Genomic DNA, 18,313 nt, shown 5'->3' on the forward strand with positions numbered 1-18,313 from the left:
TTATTTAACGCGAATTTTTTGTCCCACTTTTAAATCCCTGTGATTCACTCCTGGATTTAACTTTTTAAGTTTGCTAACAGTAGTACCTGTTCGATTAGCAATAATCCAAAGACTCTCACCTGATTTAATCGTATGTGTCTCACCTTTTATTGGTGCATTAGAAACAGTAGATTTCTTTTCTTCAGGTTTTGGCGCTGCACCTTTCGCATAAATTGTTAGCTTTTGACCAATCGCCAAACGTGTTGAACGCATATTGTTCCATTCCATTATATCACGAACCCTAACACCATATCTTCCTGCAATATGCCCTAATGTTTGACCACTTCTAACATAATGAATTGTAGCTTGATTTACGATTTTATCTTCTTCTGGAATACTCTCATAAATCAAAGAATCAAGTGTAAAAATGCTGTCCTCGAATTCAACCCACTTTCCAATATATTCATTTGGAATTGTGATACATTGCTTTTCATCAGTCTTAGGAATATAAGTCGTTTTATAAATTGGATTTAAAGCTTGAATATCTTCAACAGGCCATTTAATCAACGAGTCAATTGTTTGCATGTGAAGACCATCTCTTAAGCACACAGTATCTGTTTCAAAATCGTGAAATTTCGCCTCTCTTGCGACAACATTATGCTCTGCATGATAAGTCAACATATATGACATGGCAATAAAGTTCGGAACATATCCTTGAGTTTCTCTTGGTAAATATGGACGAATTTCCCAATAAGTCATTTTCCCTCCAGAACGGCGAATGGCTTTATTTACGTTACCTGGGCCAGCATTATAGGCCGCTAGAGCCATACTCCAATCATCGTATAAACCATACAATTTTTTCAAATACAAACAAGCAGCTTCGGTTGCCAAGACAGGATCCATTCGCTCATCGATATATGAATTTTGATCTAGTCCATAATATTTTCCAGTACGATACATAAATTGCCAAAGTCCTAATGCTCCAGCACGAGATCGAATTTGAGGGCGCAAACCACTTTCAATTACCGAAAGATACTTTAACTCTAGAGGCATATCGTGTTTCGACAATATTTCCTCATACATAGTGAAGTAAAGTTTTGATCGACCTAAAACCACACTTGTAAATCCTCTTCTGTTCTTTGCAAAAAACTTTAAGACCTTAACCACATCATCATTACATTCCAATTGAAAAGGATTCATTTCATTCATCTTTTCAATACGCTGACAATAAACAGAGTCTGGAAATTCTGGAACATCCTCTTCATCATAACCAAGGGCATTAATGATAGAATCAACTTCAGCATCCGTCGAAGCATAATCTCTATAATAACCCTCAAGTGTATTGTCTACAACACGAAGAAATTGCTCATACTCGAACACCTCTAGCGTATCCTCTACAGTGGTAGAGTCTTCAACTTCGGTGGTTTCAACTTGAGCAAAAGCGGTGAAACTCCAGAATAATAGTAAAAATTGAAATGTGTGTCTTGTTGCGTTTTTTATCATCTAACAAAAATCCATTAAGTATGCTGATGTATCAAGCAATTCTTTTTCTCCAAAATGTTTACCGATCAGTTGTAAACCAAACGGAAGTCCATTACTGTGCTTTCCAATAGGAAGTGAGATTGCAGGATTCCCCGCTAAATTAGCTTGAACAGTATAAATATCTTGTAAATACATTTGAATAGGGTCTTTTACTGAATTCAATTCAAATGCTGTAGAAGGCGTAGTTGGCAATAAGATAAAATCATTTTGCGCCAAGATTTCGTTAGTACGATCTTGAATCAACCTTCTTACTTTTTGCGCTTTTGTGTAATACGCATCATAATAACCTTGAGAAAGTACGAAAGTACCGGCCATAATTCTACGTTTCACTTCGTCTCCAAATCCTTCAGTACGAGATTTAATGTATGTTTCTTCAACTCCTTTTGCTTCATTACTTCTGTAACCAAAATGAACACCATCAAATCGTGACAAATTAGAAGAAGCCTCTGCTGTTGTTAAAACATAATATGTAGGAACCATTTGTTCAATGTATGCAAATGAAACAGGAATTAACTCATGACCATCTGCTCTCAAACAATTTACTAATTGCTCAATTCTTTCCTTAATTTCTGGATCTACACCATCGGTATCAAGCGTTTCCTTAATATAAGCAATTTTCATTTTTTGCTTTAAAGGAGTTGGAGTCAATGAAGGTACTTCTTTAGAAGAAGCCGTTCCATCAAATTCATCGCCACCTGCAATAATTTCTGTTACAAGTGCTATATCTTCAACGTTATTGGCAATTGGTCCAATTTGATCAAAAGAAGAAGCGTATGCGATTAGTCCATAACGACTAACTCTACCATAAGTTGGTTTCAATCCAATTGTCCCTGTAAATGAAGCTGGCTGACGGATTGAACCTCCAGTGTCACTACCTAATGCAACAGTACATAATTGAGCAGCAACTGCTGAAGCCGTACCTCCAGAGGAACCTCCAGGTACATAATCCTCATTCAGTGCATTTCTTACTGGACCGTATGCTGAATTTTCATTTGACGCTCCCATTGCAAATTCATCACAATTCAAACGTCCAATGATAATAGCGTCCTCAGCGATTAATCTTTCTACCACCGTTGAAGTATAGATAGATTCAAATCCTTCTAAAATTTTAGAAGCTGCTGAAACCTTATGTCCTTTGTAGCATAAATTATCCTTAATACCGATAACCATTCCTGCCAAACGACCCGCTGTTCCGTTTTTAATTTTCTCATCAACCGCAATAGCTTGCTCTTTTGCAGAATTCTCAAACACTTCTAAAAACGCATTTAAATCTTTGCGTTCTTTAATGTTCTCCAAGTACGATTGAAGTATATCTTGTACAGACCGACCTTTTTCAAGGGCAGCCTTTATCTCGTTAAAAGTTTTATACATGAATAAGGGAATTTAACCTATTTCTTGTTATTGTCTTTTTTATCATCGTTACTACCTGACTCTTCATCATTGTTGGTAGCATCTTTGAATTCTTTCATTCCTTTTCCTAAACCTTTCATAAGCTCAGGTATTTTTCGTCCACCAAAGAGTAATAATACAACTACTACAACTAGAACTACTTGCCAAGGACCAAACATTCCTAAAATCATCTTATCTAAATTTAATTTATGCAAAGTTACGTATTATTGTAATAAACTACGACCATCGCACACAAAGTTTATAACGAATTTTCAAATCCAAAGTTTATCAACAATAGCAAAGGATTAAGCGCATAAAAACGATTGAACAAACAGTATTTTAACATTCATTAAACTGGACTTGCAATAAACAATATAACTTTTAGAAGGGATTATTAACAATGATGAAACATGAAGAAGGTCAAACGAATCAAAGCATTGAAAGAGATTCTCTAATATTATAATCAAATACTTTTCAGACACTTTGCAAGTCATTAATGCATTGAATACACATAATCATGTCGCTAAAACCATTTTGGAACACAAAAATATAAGCTTATATATAACTCACTTTAGATTGTATACTTGTGAGGTTCCAGATGGGCATTTAAAATATTTCAAAAGCTTAACATTATGCTCTTAGAATACTAACTTTGCATCTAAATCTTGAGTTATGAAAATTGGAGTTATCGGTGGAGGTGCAGCAGGATTTTTTGCAGCAATTCAAGCAAAATCAAATTATCCGTCAAGTACAGTCATTATTCTTGAAAAGTCAAAAAAGCTTTTATCAAAAGTTAAAATTTCTGGAGGTGGACGATGTAACGTAACGAATGCTACAACTTCAATTTCAGAATTAAGTAAGGCCTATCCTAGAGGTGGAAAACAACTCAAGAAATTATTTCAGAAATTCAATACAATACACACACATGAATGGTTTACTTCAAGAGGAGTTGAACTTTATGCACAAGATGACCAAAGGGTTTTTCCGGTGTCTGATGACTCACAAACGATTGTAGATTGTTTAATGAATGAAGTTCAAAAACTTGGCATCACCATTAAAACTGAGGCTTCAGTAAAAAAGATTCAACCTGAAGAAAATGGGCTTTCGTTATTTTTAGACGACGTGAATAACATCTTCTTTGACAAGGTTATAGTTGCTGCTGGAGGAAGTCCAAAAATGAGTGGACTGCAGTGGTTGGCTGATTTAGGACATGAAATTAAGTCCCCGGTTCCTAGTTTATTTACATTCAACATGCCGAATGAAAAAGTAAAATCGTTGATGGGTGTTGCCGTTGATCAAGCTACAACAAGAATTCAAGGAGAAAAATTAATTGGAAACGGTCCTTTATTGATTACGCATTGGGGAATGAGTGGCCCTGCAGTTTTGGTACTTTCGTCATTTGGCGCACGACTTTTATCTGATAAAAACTACCAGTTCAACTTACAAGTGAATTGGACCAATGAGCAAAATCAAGAAATTGTAAGACAAGAGATTCTTAATATCATGACAGACCATGGTCAAAAGCAATTACAGAATATTCGTCCTTACATGTTACCTTCTCGATTATGGCATTTCTTATTAACAAAAGCAGAGTTACCACTGACTCAAAAATGGGATGAAATTGGTAAAAAGGGAACACACAAATTAATTGAATTGTTAACCAACGATATTTACGAAGTAAAAGGGAAGACGACTTTTAAGGAAGAATTTGTGACTTGTGGTGGAGTAAGTTTACAAAGCGTCAACAGTAAAACCTTGGAAAGTAAACACATTCCAGGTCTTTATTTTGCTGGAGAAGTACTCGACATTGATGCAATTACTGGAGGATACAACTTCCAAGCGGCATGGACAACAGGGTTTATTGCAGGGAAATTAAAATAAAAACGATGACTTATTTGAATATAAATCATCGTTTCGCATTCAATTTATCTCAGATAATTATTTTTTGAACACCAAAACTTGCTCCTGGTTATGATCAAATAAAATCAACTTATCACCTTTAATTTTATAAGTAACGGTTGTTCTCAATGCATTTAAAAACTGATTTGACAACTCCATTTCAGGACACATCATTTTAGTAGAAGCAATTGCATCAAATTTTAATACTTCACTTGTAACTGTATTGATTGACGCATTAAAATTATTACATCCATCTTTACCTGCAATCATCATATTATCTAGATCAATTGTAAGTTCTGGTGTATCATTAAACTTTTGAATAGAGTCTTCTTTGATTTTAATATTCATCCATTTTCCTCCAAGTGCAGGATTAGGTTGTTTTGGATCGACTTTAATAAAAGTCAATTTTTCTTTTCCATCTTCATCAAAAAACGTCAATTGATCATCTTTCACCTCATAAGTTTTGATTTGCGCCAAAGCTTTGTGGTATTCAGCTTCCATGTTTTTATTAAAACAGTTCATAGCACTTACCGCACCATCTTCCAAATCAATTGTTTCTGTTGTTAACTCGTTTATTTTACTAGCATACACATTACAGCCTCCATTACCAGAAACTTGCATTGTTTTAACATCAATTTTTAAAGTCGGCAATAGAATCATTTTATTAATTTTAGACTTATTGATAGTTGCAAGAACCCATTCGTTATTTAAAGCAAATCTTGGGTCAGTCTTTGACTCTAAAACTTTGATCAAAGCATATTCAATTGTCGAAGCATCGGAAGGTGTATTTTGCTCTTCACGCTGTTTTACATCCACCTCTACTTTTTTCATCAAACCTTCTTCAAATTCAAAACCATCAATACTATTATAGAAGTACTCCCATTTTTCATCCGATAGGTTCTCACCTTTATGCACGTTTAAACATTTCTTTTTACCGCTTCCAGCATCACATTCTGATTTAATTCCACTAATCCACATAGTTTCAGTTTTCGTAGTGGAACACGCTTGAAGGAAAAACATTCCAATCGCGATAAACATTGCATTTTTAATTTTCATATAAATCGTATTGGTTATATACTTATAATTAAGAGAATTAGTGACATAGCAGCCGTATCACGGTACTAAATGGTTATAATATGTTAATTCTAGAAGTTTGGAGTCAAAGAATGGGTCTTAAAGAAGTCATCTATATATTCAATTGCTTCCTCTTCATCCTCAACTACTTTAAACAAATTAAGGTCATCTGCAGAAATGTTTCCTTCTGCCAACATTGTGTTTTTAATCCAATCAATTAAGCCAGACCAATAATCTTTACCAATTAATACTACTGGTTTCTTTGCAATCTTTTTGGTTTGAATCAGAGTTAGTGCTTCAAACATTTCATCAAGTGTACCAAATCCACCAGGAAGTACAACAAAAGCTTGAGAATACTTTACAAAGACAACTTTTCTTACGAAGAAGTAATCAAATTTCAAGTTACAATCAACATCAATATGCTTATTTCCTGTTTGCTCGAAAGGTAATTCAATATTCAAACCAATAGATTGTCCACCTCCTTCTTGAGCACCTTTATTTCCAGCTTCCATAATTCCAGGACCACCGCCAGTGATAACACCATAACCTCTTTCAGCCAACATTCTAGAGACATTTACAGCTTTTTGATAATATTTATTGTGGGCTTGTGTTCTTGCAGAACCAAAAACTGAGATACTCGGACCAATTTTAGCCATACTTTCATACCCTTGTACAAATTCAGACATGATTTTAAAAATCGCCCAACTATCATTTGACTTTATCTCATTCCAATCTTTTCCTGTTTTATGACTCATAATTTTATCTTTCTAATTCTATTTTTAAATATTTTGCTGTAATCGAATCCTTACTATTCTTCACTAACTTCTCTGGGGTTCCTTCACCAACAATTCGCCCTCCAGACTTTCCACCTTCTGGACCAACATCGATGATATAATCAGCGACCTTAACAATATCAAGGTTATGTTCGATTACTAGTACAGTGTTTCCTTCATCAACCAAACGGTTCAAAACATCAAGTAACATTCGGATATCTTCAAAATGCAAACCAGTTGAAGGTTCATCTAGAATATAAATGGTTTTTCCCGTACTCTTTTTAGAGAGTTCAGTTGATAATTTTATACGTTGCGCCTCTCCTCCAGAAACTGTTGTGGAAGGTTGACCTAGTTTAATGTATCCTAATCCAACAGACAGCAACGTAGACAATATACGATGAATCTTTGGAATAGGCTCAAAAAACTCAGTTGCTTTTTCGATGGTCATATCCAGCACATCATGAATTGACTTTCCTTTATAACGTACCTCAAGTGTTTCTCGATTATATCGTTTCCCTCCACACGTTTCGCATTCAACGTAAACATCTGGCAAGAAATTCATTTCGATTTGTTTGAGACCTCCACCTTTACAGGTTTCACAACGGCCGCCTTTTACATTAAAAGAAAAACGACCTGGTTTATACCCACGAATTTGCGCTTCCGGCAAGCTCGCAAACAAGCTTCTTATTTCATCAAAGACTTTGGTATATGTTGCTGGATTAGAGCGTGGAGTCCTTCCAATTGGATCTTGATTAATTTCGATTACCTTATCTAAATGCTGAATTCCATTGATTTTTTTATACGGCAAAGGCTCTTTTACGCCATTGTAGATTTCCGCGTTCAATATCGGATACAATGTTTGATTGATTAAAGAAGATTTACCACTTCCTGAAACACCTGTCACACAAGTGAATGTACCTAATGGAATTTTTAAATCTACATTTTTCAGATTGTGTCCTGTCGCTCCTTTTAAAGTCAGGTGCTTTCCATTACCTTTTCTTCTTTCATCGGGAAGTTCAATCTTCCTTCTGTCGGATAAGTACTCAGCAGTAAGTGAATCTCTTTTTAGCAATTCTTTCCAAGTCGTTGCGTTGATGATCTCTCCTCCTCTAACTCCAGCGCCTGGGCCAATATCTACGATAAAATCTGCGGCTTCGATCATTTCACGATCATGTTCCACAACTATTACTGAGTTTCCAGTATCTCGAAGGTGTTTTAAAGATTCGATTAACCTTGTATTATCACGCTGATGCAATCCAATACTCGGTTCATCGAGGACATATAAAACATTCATCAACTCTGATCCAATTTGAGTTGCCAATCGAATTCGCTGCCCTTCCCCACCTGATAGTGTTCTCGCAGAACGATTAAGTGTTAAGTAATTCAATCCGACCGATAAAATAAATGAAAGTCGGTCGTTGATTTCTTTTAAAATTTCCTTACCGATAATCATTTCAGACTTACCAAGTTTGTCTGGTAAGTCTTTAAAAAAGTGAGCCAATTCATCGATATCCATTTCTACTAATTGACCAATATGATGACCGTCAATTTCAAAATAATGTGCTTCTTTTTTTAAGCGTGAACCTTCACACGTTGGACACGTCTTTTTATTCATAAAAGATTGCGCCCAACGGGTAATCTTTGCCGAAGTTTTCTCTTCAATGTGTCGGGTTAAAAAATCAATGATTCCTTCAAAAGAGGCTACATTCTTTCCATTTTTATTTCGCGTAGCTTCACGACCATATAAAACAGAGGTCATCACCTCACTTGGAATTTCTTTTAGAGGTGTTTTTAAGGTAAATCCTTCATCATTTAAAAAATTTTCAAGGGCTTCGAAAATCCAAGTTCGTTTATACTTCCCTAACGGTGCTAAACCTCCTTCTTTTATAGATAGAGAATCATCTGGAATAATTTTCTCAAGGTCAATAACAGAAACTTCTCCTAAACCATTACAATTAGAACATGCTCCATATGGTGAATTAAAAGAAAACAAATTCGGCTCCGGATCGGGGTAACTTATTCCAGAAGTGGGACACATTAATGTTCGACTAAAATGTCTCACTTCTTTGGCGTTGTATTTTTGAAGCATCATCGATTTTTCACCGATTTCCATACTTGTCTCCACCGCTTTCTTAAGTCGTTTTTTGTCTTTTTTGTCTACTTTCACACGGTCGACCACCAATTCGATATCGTGCACTTTATAACGATCCACCTTCATTCCAGGCGTGATATCAACAATTTGACCATCGACACGCATTTTGGTAAAACCTTTTTTGAGCATACGTTCAAAAAGTTCGCGGTAATGTCCTTTTCTTCCTTTAACGAGTGGTGCTAGAAACACCACTTTTTCATTTTCAAAATCTTGAATTATCAAGGAAACAATTTGATCGTCTGAGTATTTCACCATTTCTTCACCAGAAACAAAAGAAAAAGCTGTTCCGATACGGGCGAAAAGCAGTCGCATAAAGTCATAGACTTCAGTAATTGTTCCTACTGTTGATCGCGGATTTTTAGAAACGGTTTTTTGTTCGATAGAAATCACGGGTGAAAGTCCATCTATTTTATCCACATTGGGTCTGTCCATTCCTGAAAGAAACTGTCTAGCATAGGCAGAGAATGTTTCAATATAGCGACGCTGACCCTCAGCAAAAATGGTATCAAAAGCCAAAGAAGATTTACCAGACCCACTCAACCCCGTAAAAACAACAAGTTCATTTCGAGGAATTGTTAAATCAACATTCTTTAGGTTGTGTTCTTTTGCTCCAAGAATTTCTATTTTATCATTCATAATATTTGTACTTAAATATACCTATTGTTAACCTTCGAATCGGCCAAGTTGTTCATTATTTTCTGGAATTTTAAAAGTAAAAGATTCTCCTTCTTCTACGATAAAGTCGCGACCTCTAATCCAAGGGTTTAATTTACGTAAGATTTTGATGGTAATTCCTTGCTCAATTGACCAATTGTATAGGTTTGCTATTGTAGAGTCAACAACAACTTCTTGAGTTTGATATGCTGGATAATAATTTTCTTCATTCAGGTAGAAACCATAATTGTTTGGGTTTTCAAACACCAATTTTATGGCCAACATTCTAAAGATATAACGCGCTGTTTCTGAATTTAAGGAGAGATCAAAAAAGTTATTTACGCCTTGTCTTTCGAGGTTATCTGCAATTCCAAACATTCCCAAATTATATGAAGCTGCGGCTAAAATCCAATCATCGAATCGCTCGTGTGATTTTTTCAAGTAGGTACAAGCTGCTCGTGTACTTTTCTCAACATGATATCTTTCGTCCATTTGATGATTAATGGTTAAACCCAATTCCTTTGCAGTAGGTTCCATAAATTGCCAAAAACCTTTAGCACCTCGAGGACTTGTAACGTTTTTCAAGCCACTTTCAATTACAGAAATATAAACCAAATCTTCGGGCACTCCTTCTTCTTTAAAAATGCGCTTCATCATGGGTAGCCAACGACTCGACCTTTTCATCATCATAATGGTATTCGAATGCCAAAAATTATTGACCACCAACTCATTGTCTAGTCTTTCTTTTAAGTCAAGATCCTTAAATGAAATCACCTGTCCAGCAAATGTCATTTGTTCGGGGATCTTAGGTAAAACGAAGTGATTCTCTACATTTTCTTTTGTTAGCTTTATTGGCTCTTTGGCCACATCCACTGGCTCGTTTTCACAAGCAGCCAATAAAAATGAAAGTGTAATAAAAGCAAGAAAAGTTCTTTTCATTGATCATCAGTTTTAATAACTACAAAAGTAATGAAAGAAAACCATCTAGTAAGTGGCTAAAAATTCAAGATAATGTAAAATATCATAAGATTGAATTTACAAAATCTAAAGAAAAAGATCCATTGCTAGAATCAGTGATGATTAATTTTCTGGCGCTTTATACTTTATTGTATTTCTATATAGTAAGAAAAATACAATTAGGAAAAACACGAAAGCCATTAAGGACATGAAGACCTGTTCAACACTAATAAAATAAGCTATTAATATCGCTAAGGCGGTTGAGAGCAATCCAATAAAAGTAAAAACCAACCAAACTTTAAAATCCGAAAGTCCTTTATACACTAAATGATGAGTAGTATGGTCCTTTCCTCCTAACATTACCGAAACTCCCCTTTTAGTACGATTAATTACTACTGTTAGAGTATCTACTATTGCAGGTGTAAAAGCAGCTAAAATGAGAAACACAGCGCTCCATGATGGAAGTTCATAGTTTGCTGGTAAATTCCACAAAGTTTTCACACCAAAAAAACTGACAAACAAGGCGATAAATTGACTCCCTGTATCTCCCATAAACATTTTTGCAGGATTAATATTGTAACAAAGAAAGCCAATCAAAGCACCAATTTCAATCACCATTAAGATCAACCAGAGAACATTACCTTGCGTAAAAAAGAGACCAAAAATGGTAACACATGAAATTAAAATAAAGAGTGAAGTAGTCCCTGTTATCCCATCCATATTATCGAGCATATTGAGACTATTCATTACTGCAACCACCCATAACACAGTAATCACACCATCTAAAATTGGTAGGTGGAAAACATCTATGGCATTATTGGTAAAGACAAAAATGAGTCCACATGATATTTGTCCAAACAACTTCAACATTGGTTTTGTGTTGTAAGCATCGTCAGCGACTCCAATAACAAAAGCCAATGTGGATGCTGCCATTAAGCCAACAAACTCAGTATTATCAAAAATATTTTGATCGGAAAAAACCACTGCACAGACAAGGGCACCAACAACGAAAGTGAAATACATACTAATTCCACCTAGAGAAGGTTTTGAATCATTACTCCATCTTACAACTACATCATTTTTATTCCTAATTCCTAGGCTTTTAGAAAACCTAAGAACAAGTTTATTCATAATAAAGGAAACGCATAATGCACCTAAAAAGAAATAGATGTATTCAATTAAAGTGATGGATTTCATAATTTGTCTAAGTGCCTAATGGTTAATCAAATGGTGTGGCAAAATTAATAAAACTTTTATAACTTTTGTCTTTTTCAGATAATATTGGGTCATTAATCTCCCAATTTATATTTAAACTAGAATCATTCCATTGTAGACCATCCTCACTCTCTTTATTATAGTAGTTTGTACACTTATAACTAAATATAGTATTATCTTCTAGGGTCACAAAGCCGTGGGCAAAACCTTCAGGGACAAACATTTGCTTTTTATTCTCAGCCGTCAATTTTACAGAAAAAGACTGTCCGTAGGTTGAAGAGTTTTTTCGAATATCAACTGCTACATCAATTGCACTACCAGCAACAACCCTCACTAATTTGGCTTGTGCGAATGGTGGTTTTTGAAAATGCAAACCTCTTAAGACTCCGCGGTGAGACATTGATTCATTATCTTGTACAAAATTAGGTACTTTCCCAACCTTCTCCTTCCAAACATTTTCATTAAAGGATTCGTAAAAATAGCCTCTTTCGTCACCAAAAACTACTGGTTCTAATACTATTAAATCATCAATTCCTGTTTCTATTATCTTCAAGGTAAATCTTTTTTTGTTATTAATCTTCCGAATAGTAATTTCCATAGCCGTAACCATAAGTACTACTTTTGGCATCGACAGCATTCAATACAATATTAATATTCTTTAATTCTTTAATTTCTGAAATATCAAATAGTTTTTCAGAGAAATGACGTTTAGAGTAGTTTGATCTAAATACATATATTGGAACATCTGCTTTTCGTAAAACTTGAATCCCATCAGAAACGATACCAACTGGAGGGTTATCAAAAATCACCATATCGTAGGCCTCTTTAAACTCTTCTATTAACTCATCGAAACGGCTACCTAGAATAAGTTCAGAAGGATTCGGCGGAATTGGACCAGCAGATATAAAGTCTAAATTTTGAATCCTTGATTTTTGAATGACATCTTCTTTTTCACAAAGTCTAGCCAATAAATTACTCATTCCTTTATTGTTATTTGCTCCTAAACCTTTGTGAACAACAGGTCTTCTCATATCTAAATCGACCACCAATACCTTCTTCCCTGACATTGCAATAATTCCAGCCAAATTCAAGACAATAAAAGTTTTCCCTTCACCAGAAACGGTTGAGGTTACAGTAATTGTTCGAATATCATTCTTTACAAATGATAAATTAGTCCTTACCGTACGGAACGCTTCACTTATCATGGACCTTGGATTTTTATCAACGACTAAAATTGAGTGATCCGCCTTATTTTTCACCAAAGGTATAGAACCTAAAACACCAACACTATCTGGAATAAGAGTTTTAAGATCTGAAAGTTGATTAATCTCATTAAACGCAAGGTAACGCAGCAATAAGATAAGAATTGACAAACTAATCGAAAGGAAAAGGGCTGCACCGTAAATCATTCCAACTTTAGGAAAAACAGACTGATTAGGCACCACAGCATCATTTAATATTTTATTATCCGTTGAATATCCTGCATTAGAAATTGAATAAACTACTCGCTTATCTGTTAATAATGAGAAATACTTCTCATTCAATTCTTTAATGTTCATTAATCGAGAAAGCTCCATTTGTTTTTCCGGAAGTTTAAAATACAACTCCTCTATTTCTGCTAAATCCTTTCGAATGATGGCAAGTTTCTCTTTAATTCTACTGCTCAGTAAAACAACGACTTCATCAATATTCTCTTTACGCACTTGAATACGTCCTTCTAATTTTGATATTTTTTCATTTTGAGGCGTAACTTGAAACAATAAATCTTCCTTCTCCTCAATTAACTCATATAATTCTTGAATTTGCTGATTTAAACTCGATTCATAAGACTTCCCAATAATGATTGGAATTAGTCTGTAAACATCTAAGCTATTTGGGTTTCCTTCTATTTTTTTCTTTACTGTTTCCAGCACCCTCATTTCTTCAAGTGCGTTGTTTTCTTCAGCTTTAAGTTTCTCCATTTTAGAAGCTACTGAACTTGTTAAATATTCAGGGTTTGTAATATTCTCACGGCGTTGATAGTACATTATACTATCCTTAGAAACAGATAATTCCTGCGTTAGTGAATCTAACTGCTGATTGATAAAATCAAGGATATTATCCGCACTTTCTTTATTTAAATCTTCGTCATAATTAAAGAAATTACTCACTAAAGATTTTACCATATCAGTAGCGAGTTGGGGACTACTACTTCGATAAGCAACCTCCACTGTTTTGGCATTATTATCAACCAAAGAAACACTTAATCCTGAATGTAAGTTATTGGCTAGAACTTTATCTTCGTTTAAAACAATATAGTATTTATTATTAGAGGAGTTAGTTTTGAATTGATTCCAGTTTAAAATATCAACACGCATTTTAAAAAATGGTGTTTGAACTAAAGAATTAGGAATAAATTTATAATTATAGTCAACCCCTTTGTGATTAAACCTCATTAATACCTTTTCTTCATCAACTGATAGATAAATTGGAACACCGAACAAAGAGCTATCTTTTAACAATACCGGATCAATACTCACTGAATTTTGTTTGTAGAGTGTTTCGGTTAAAAACTCTCCTTTCGCATAATGAGAAACTGTTAGAGGAAGATTTTGAACAGCTTTCTCAAACAACATCTGAGAACGGAGCAATTCAATTTCTTTAGCAATAGATCCGTCACTTCGTGCTTCAGCAAACCCTAAAACATCAGCGCCTTGATTTTCACTATTTATTTGAATCAGCATTTTTGATTCGTAAATAGGTTTGGTATAACGAACATAAGAAAAGGCAAGGATTCCTAGTATTAATGAAATCAATACACACCAATACCAATTTCGTTTAATGACAATCTTTAGAACCTTGAAATCCAAGGTTGTATTTACAAATATTTTTCCTTTTTGATTTATCATTAATTAAACATTGTAAAAACTGAAATCACTAAGATTGCAGACGAAATTAGAGAAACGATTGGTGATACCTCTTGCAAGAATTCTCTTGTTAACTGTTTTGTTGGTTCAATATAAATATAGTCGTTGGATTGTACAATCATATCTGCATATTTTAAGCCTTCTAACGTACTTAAATCAATTTGATATACTTTTCTTCCCTCCTCAGATTGTCGCATTACTTTTATAACACTTGCTTTTCCTCTTTCCGTGATTCCACCAGCTAAAGCAATGGCTTCCATCAAAGTGGTATTGTCATTTTGAAGCGCTATAACTTTTGCATCTCCACCAGAACCTGGAAAAACAATTACGCGACGATTGGTCACTTGAATTTGTATAAAAGGATCGATGTAATTTACAGAAAATAATTTTGCTAATTTCTCTTGGGCTTGGATTACAGTGAGTCCAGCCATGTCGACTAAACCTAACATTGGCAATTCGGCTTGACCATCTTTTCTCACCAAATATTGGAATGTGGTTGTTCCACCTAGTCTTTGACTTCCATTCGCTTCACTTCCTATTCCAGAACCTACATCGATAATTCTTTTTCCATTTTCAACGAAAAGTGTAAATGTAAATTTATCATCTGGGGCCAGCTTGTACGCATCATCAGGTGATAACGGGATATTATCTGTAATAATTTCCGCCTCTCCTTCCTTGAACATTACATGACTATTTACACTACAAGAAGTTGCTAGTATAGCAATAGAAAAAGTTAATAAGAGTAATTTTATAATGCTCATTTATTCAATAATGATTTATAGTGTTTTCTCATATCATCAACCAAGCGATGATAACTAAATTTATACTTCACGTTATTTTGGCCGAAAATAGAAAATTTTTCACGTAAGGAAGAATCTTCCACTAATAAACGTAATTTATCGGTATATTCCTTGATATTTTTTCTGTTTATCACAAAACCAGCCTGACCATCTGCTAATATATCTCGCACTCCTCCAACGTCTGTTGACACTACAGAAAGACCTGAAGCTTGTGCTTCAATTACACTCACTGGAGTCCCTTCATTTTTAGACGTTAGACACATAATATCCATCCCTTGATTGAATTGTGCGATATCTAAAATCCATGAGGTCATAGTAATTGTTTCAGGATAATTAGCATTAATCTCATCCACACGCTCTTGAATTATCGCTTTTTCACTTCCATCACCAACAATAAATACTTTTACTTTTGTTTTGGTTTGTTGAAGTAAGTTTTCAATAACCTCAAGAAAATAGGCATGGTCTTTAACAGGTGCCAATCGGCCTACAATAGCGATGGCAACCTCATCATCAGCTATATTGTATTGCGCTCGAATAATTTTTCTGTTTTTTTGTTTGTTTTCATAGAATTTTGCCAAATCAAAACCGAGAGGAATTACTTTAATTCGATCTAATGGAGCTATTTTATGGATCTCCCCCAACTCCTGTTTTTGTAAATTACTAATGGCAATAATCCCAGAGGATTTTCGTGCTAAATAACGCTCTATACTTTTAAATAGTTGAGTTTTGGCTTTCCCAAAATAAGAATGAAAAACATGCCCATGAAACGTATGTAAAACCACAGGAATATTCAGAGAAATTGCTGCGGCACGCCCCACAAACCCAGCTTTAGAAGCATGGGTATGTACGATATCTGGCTGAATCTCTTTTAAAATCTCCTTGATTTTTTTATAGGCTGCAAAGTCCTTTTTAGGATCGAGATTTCTTTGTATTTCAGGGATAATGATAGGTTCTATACCGTATTGCTTTAGAATATGGTGAGAATCTTTTTCTCCCTCATCTGGAACGCCTCCAATTAAGGTAGTTTCAAACTCATCGCCTAAAAATTTGGTCAGAAAAGTGGCATTAAATGTTGGCCCTCCAATATTAAAACGATTAATTATACGAACAACTTTTATTTTTCTGTCCATTCTTTATACCAATTTTGAAATACAATATATGCCCACATCGTTACTGTTGCTTCTTCCTCTTGCGCACGATCAAAGTCGGACTTTAGTTTATCGACACCTTCCTTAGAAAACACATCTTGTTGTTCAAGAAATGAAGACGAAAACCAACTTTCATCAACGATTTCACTCCAAACAGATTGAATCCAATCCTGCAAGGGAACTTCAAATCCTTTTTTGGAACGTGAAAAAACTTCATCTGGTAAGCTGTCTCTAAAAGCATCACGTAAAATTCTTTTACCTACCCCTTGATGATATTTATATTCATCTGGTAGTCCATTTACAAAATCAACTAAGTCACGATCAAGAAAAGGAGTTCTTACTTCTAATGAATTATTCATACTCATCATATCTACCTTTTTTAACATGTCGTTAGGCAGAACAAATTGCTGGTCTGTCATTAAAAAATGCTGTAAACTATCCGTTCCTGGTTGAATAACGCTTTCATAAGGCTGACTATTTAAAAGCAGATTATTTCTTCGTTCAAGAGATATAAATTGAGCCAGCATCCAATACGAATTAGGCCATTTTTGTTGAAGTAAATTTCCAAACTTTTTTAATTGCCTCACTTTATTTGCCATTTTACCTCTGCGATTTCCCCCAGACATTTTTCCAGCAAATTTAGTGGCAACTTTAATTAAAACTCCAGGTTGCTTACTTCGAATATATGCTTTGTGCTTATTATATCCTGCGAATATTTCATCTGCTCCATCTCCTGATAAACAAACCGTAACTTCTTTTTTGGCTGCTCTAGACAAGAAATACATGGCTATTGCACTTGAATCAGCAAAAGGTTCATCATAAGCTTTCATGACCTCTTTAAAAGATTGAACAATATCTTCTTTCGCTAATTGTACTGGATGATGAATTGAGTTGATGTGTTTGGCTACATTTTTCGCATATTCTGATTCATCAAAAAAGTCATTCCCCACAAATCCAATTGAAAAAGTATTGACATCCGTTTTAAAACCTGCTGTAATTTGAGAAACCACAGAACTATCTACTCCTCCACTCAGGAAAGTTCCTACCGGAACATCTGCATTTAACCTCTTGATGACTGCAGTTTCTAGTTTATTCCTTACTTCTTTTACCGCTATATCATAAGGCATATCAATCTTTTCAGCATCACGAACTGAATAGTATTTTACAATGTCAATTGCATCTTTCTTTACTTTCAAATAATGTCCTGGCAACAATTTATGCACTCCAACAATCATCGTTTCTGGTGCTGGAACATACGTAAATTGAAAATAGGCATTTAGCGCTTTTTCATTTACTACTGACGTTGAGAGCAGATATTTAAAAGCAGAAAGCTCTGAGGCAAAAAGCACCTCTTCTTCTTGAATGGAAAATAAAAGAGGATTTATCCCCATATGATCTCGAGCCAAAATCATTTCATCTTCTTGCTGATCATAAAATGAAAAAGCAAAACATCCTTCTAATTGATCAATACCATCCGCACCAAATTCGATCATATGGTACAACAATACTTCTGTATCTGATGAAGTTTGAAAAATATATTCCTTTTGAAGTAGCTTATTTTTTAATTCTGGATAATTATAAATTTCTCCATTAAAAATAATAGCATAGCGTCCTGAAGCATCAAAAAACGGTTGATTTGACCTTTCATTTAAATCAATAATTGCTAACCTATTGTGCCCTAATACAGTTTGACCAAAAATTGTATTTGAGGTATTATCAGGACCACGGTGATGTTGACTCAAAAGTGCTTTATCAACACGATTTTTATCACTATCTTTAGGGGTTTCGTAAAGTTTTTTCAATCCAACTATGCCACACATAATAT

The 18,313-nt window shown here is 34.7% G+C and carries 14 protein-coding genes; 1 reads left to right on the forward strand and 13 read right to left on the reverse strand.

Annotated features, from left to right (window positions below):
- The 3 genes from DXU93_RS00855 to tatA are packed head-to-tail and all read right to left on the reverse strand — an operon-like array spanning window position 1 to window position 3,101.
- Window positions 1-1,482 (reverse strand): lytic transglycosylase domain-containing protein, encoded by a 1,482-nt coding sequence (locus DXU93_RS00855; protein ID WP_116879351.1) that lies wholly within the window; start codon window positions 1,480-1,482, stop codon window positions 1-3.
- On the reverse strand, window positions 1,483-2,892 hold the full coding sequence (gene gatA, locus DXU93_RS00860) for an Asp-tRNA(Asn)/Glu-tRNA(Gln) amidotransferase subunit GatA (RefSeq protein WP_116879352.1): 1,410 nt from the start codon (window positions 2,890-2,892) through the stop codon (window positions 1,483-1,485). It abuts the gene before it with no gap.
- 17 nt (window positions 2,893-2,909) lie between these two features.
- Window positions 2,910-3,101, reverse strand: coding sequence for a twin-arginine translocase TatA/TatE family subunit (tatA, locus tag DXU93_RS00865; protein WP_116879353.1), 192 nt, complete (start codon window positions 3,099-3,101; stop codon window positions 2,910-2,912).
- A 481-nt stretch (window positions 3,102-3,582) separates the two neighbouring features.
- On the opposite strand from tatA, the gene DXU93_RS00870 reads away from it, so the two are divergent.
- Window positions 3,583-4,791: a BaiN/RdsA family NAD(P)/FAD-dependent oxidoreductase gene (locus tag DXU93_RS00870; protein ID WP_116879354.1), complete on the forward strand. Its 1,209-nt coding sequence runs from the start codon at window positions 3,583-3,585 to the stop codon at window positions 4,789-4,791.
- A gap of 57 nt (window positions 4,792-4,848) precedes the next feature.
- Here the strand turns inward: DXU93_RS00870 and DXU93_RS00875 are convergent, their stop codons facing one another.
- The 10 genes from DXU93_RS00875 to asnB all read right to left on the reverse strand — a co-directional run bounded on the left by DXU93_RS00875 (window position 4,849) and on the right by asnB (window position 18,308).
- Complete coding sequence (locus tag DXU93_RS00875; protein ID WP_116879355.1) at window positions 4,849-5,865, reverse strand: META domain-containing protein; 1,017 nt, start codon at window positions 5,863-5,865, stop codon at window positions 4,849-4,851.
- An 89-nt stretch (window positions 5,866-5,954) separates the two neighbouring features.
- Window positions 5,955-6,638, reverse strand: coding sequence for an LOG family protein (locus DXU93_RS00880; protein WP_116879356.1), 684 nt, complete (start codon window positions 6,636-6,638; stop codon window positions 5,955-5,957).
- Window positions 6,639-6,642: 4 nt separating this feature from the next.
- Window positions 6,643-9,444 carry an excinuclease ABC subunit UvrA gene (uvrA, locus tag DXU93_RS00885; RefSeq protein ID WP_116879357.1) on the reverse strand — a complete coding sequence of 934 codons (2,802 nt, stop codon included), beginning with the start codon at window positions 9,442-9,444 and terminating at the stop codon, window positions 6,643-6,645.
- A gap of 27 nt (window positions 9,445-9,471) precedes the next feature.
- A complete protein-coding gene (locus DXU93_RS00890; RefSeq protein WP_116879358.1) occupies window positions 9,472-10,401 on the reverse strand; it encodes a lytic transglycosylase domain-containing protein in 930 nt (309 codons plus the stop codon).
- Between the two features lie 141 nt (window positions 10,402-10,542).
- Window positions 10,543-11,616: an MraY family glycosyltransferase gene (locus DXU93_RS00895; RefSeq protein WP_116879359.1), complete on the reverse strand. Its 1,074-nt coding sequence runs from the start codon at window positions 11,614-11,616 to the stop codon at window positions 10,543-10,545.
- Between the two features lie 22 nt (window positions 11,617-11,638).
- Window positions 11,639-12,187, reverse strand: a complete 549-nt coding sequence (rfbC, locus tag DXU93_RS00900) for a dTDP-4-dehydrorhamnose 3,5-epimerase (RefSeq protein WP_116879812.1) — start codon at window positions 12,185-12,187, stop codon at window positions 11,639-11,641.
- A 19-nt stretch (window positions 12,188-12,206) separates the two neighbouring features.
- Complete coding sequence (locus DXU93_RS00905; RefSeq protein ID WP_116879360.1) at window positions 12,207-14,522, reverse strand: polysaccharide biosynthesis tyrosine autokinase; 2,316 nt, start codon at window positions 14,520-14,522, stop codon at window positions 12,207-12,209.
- Window positions 14,522-15,301, reverse strand: coding sequence for a polysaccharide biosynthesis/export family protein (locus DXU93_RS00910; protein WP_116879361.1), 780 nt, complete (start codon window positions 15,299-15,301; stop codon window positions 14,522-14,524). The genes DXU93_RS00905 and DXU93_RS00910 overlap by 1 nt, the downstream gene beginning before the upstream one ends.
- The gene (locus tag DXU93_RS00915; RefSeq protein WP_116879362.1) at window positions 15,298-16,470 is read right to left on the reverse strand and encodes a glycosyltransferase; all 1,173 of its coding nucleotides are present in this window, start codon (window positions 16,468-16,470) and stop codon (window positions 15,298-15,300) included. Before DXU93_RS00915 ends, DXU93_RS00910 begins: the two co-directional genes overlap by 4 nt.
- The gene (asnB, locus tag DXU93_RS00920) at window positions 16,455-18,308 is read right to left on the reverse strand and encodes an asparagine synthase (glutamine-hydrolyzing) (RefSeq protein WP_116879363.1); all 1,854 of its coding nucleotides are present in this window, start codon (window positions 18,306-18,308) and stop codon (window positions 16,455-16,457) included. Before asnB ends, DXU93_RS00915 begins: the two co-directional genes overlap by 16 nt.
- Window positions 18,309-18,313: the final 5 nt, after the last annotated feature.

The organism is Brumimicrobium aurantiacum (assembly GCF_003402975.1).
Classification (GTDB): domain Bacteria; phylum Bacteroidota; class Bacteroidia; order Flavobacteriales_D; family Crocinitomicaceae; genus Brumimicrobium; species Brumimicrobium aurantiacum.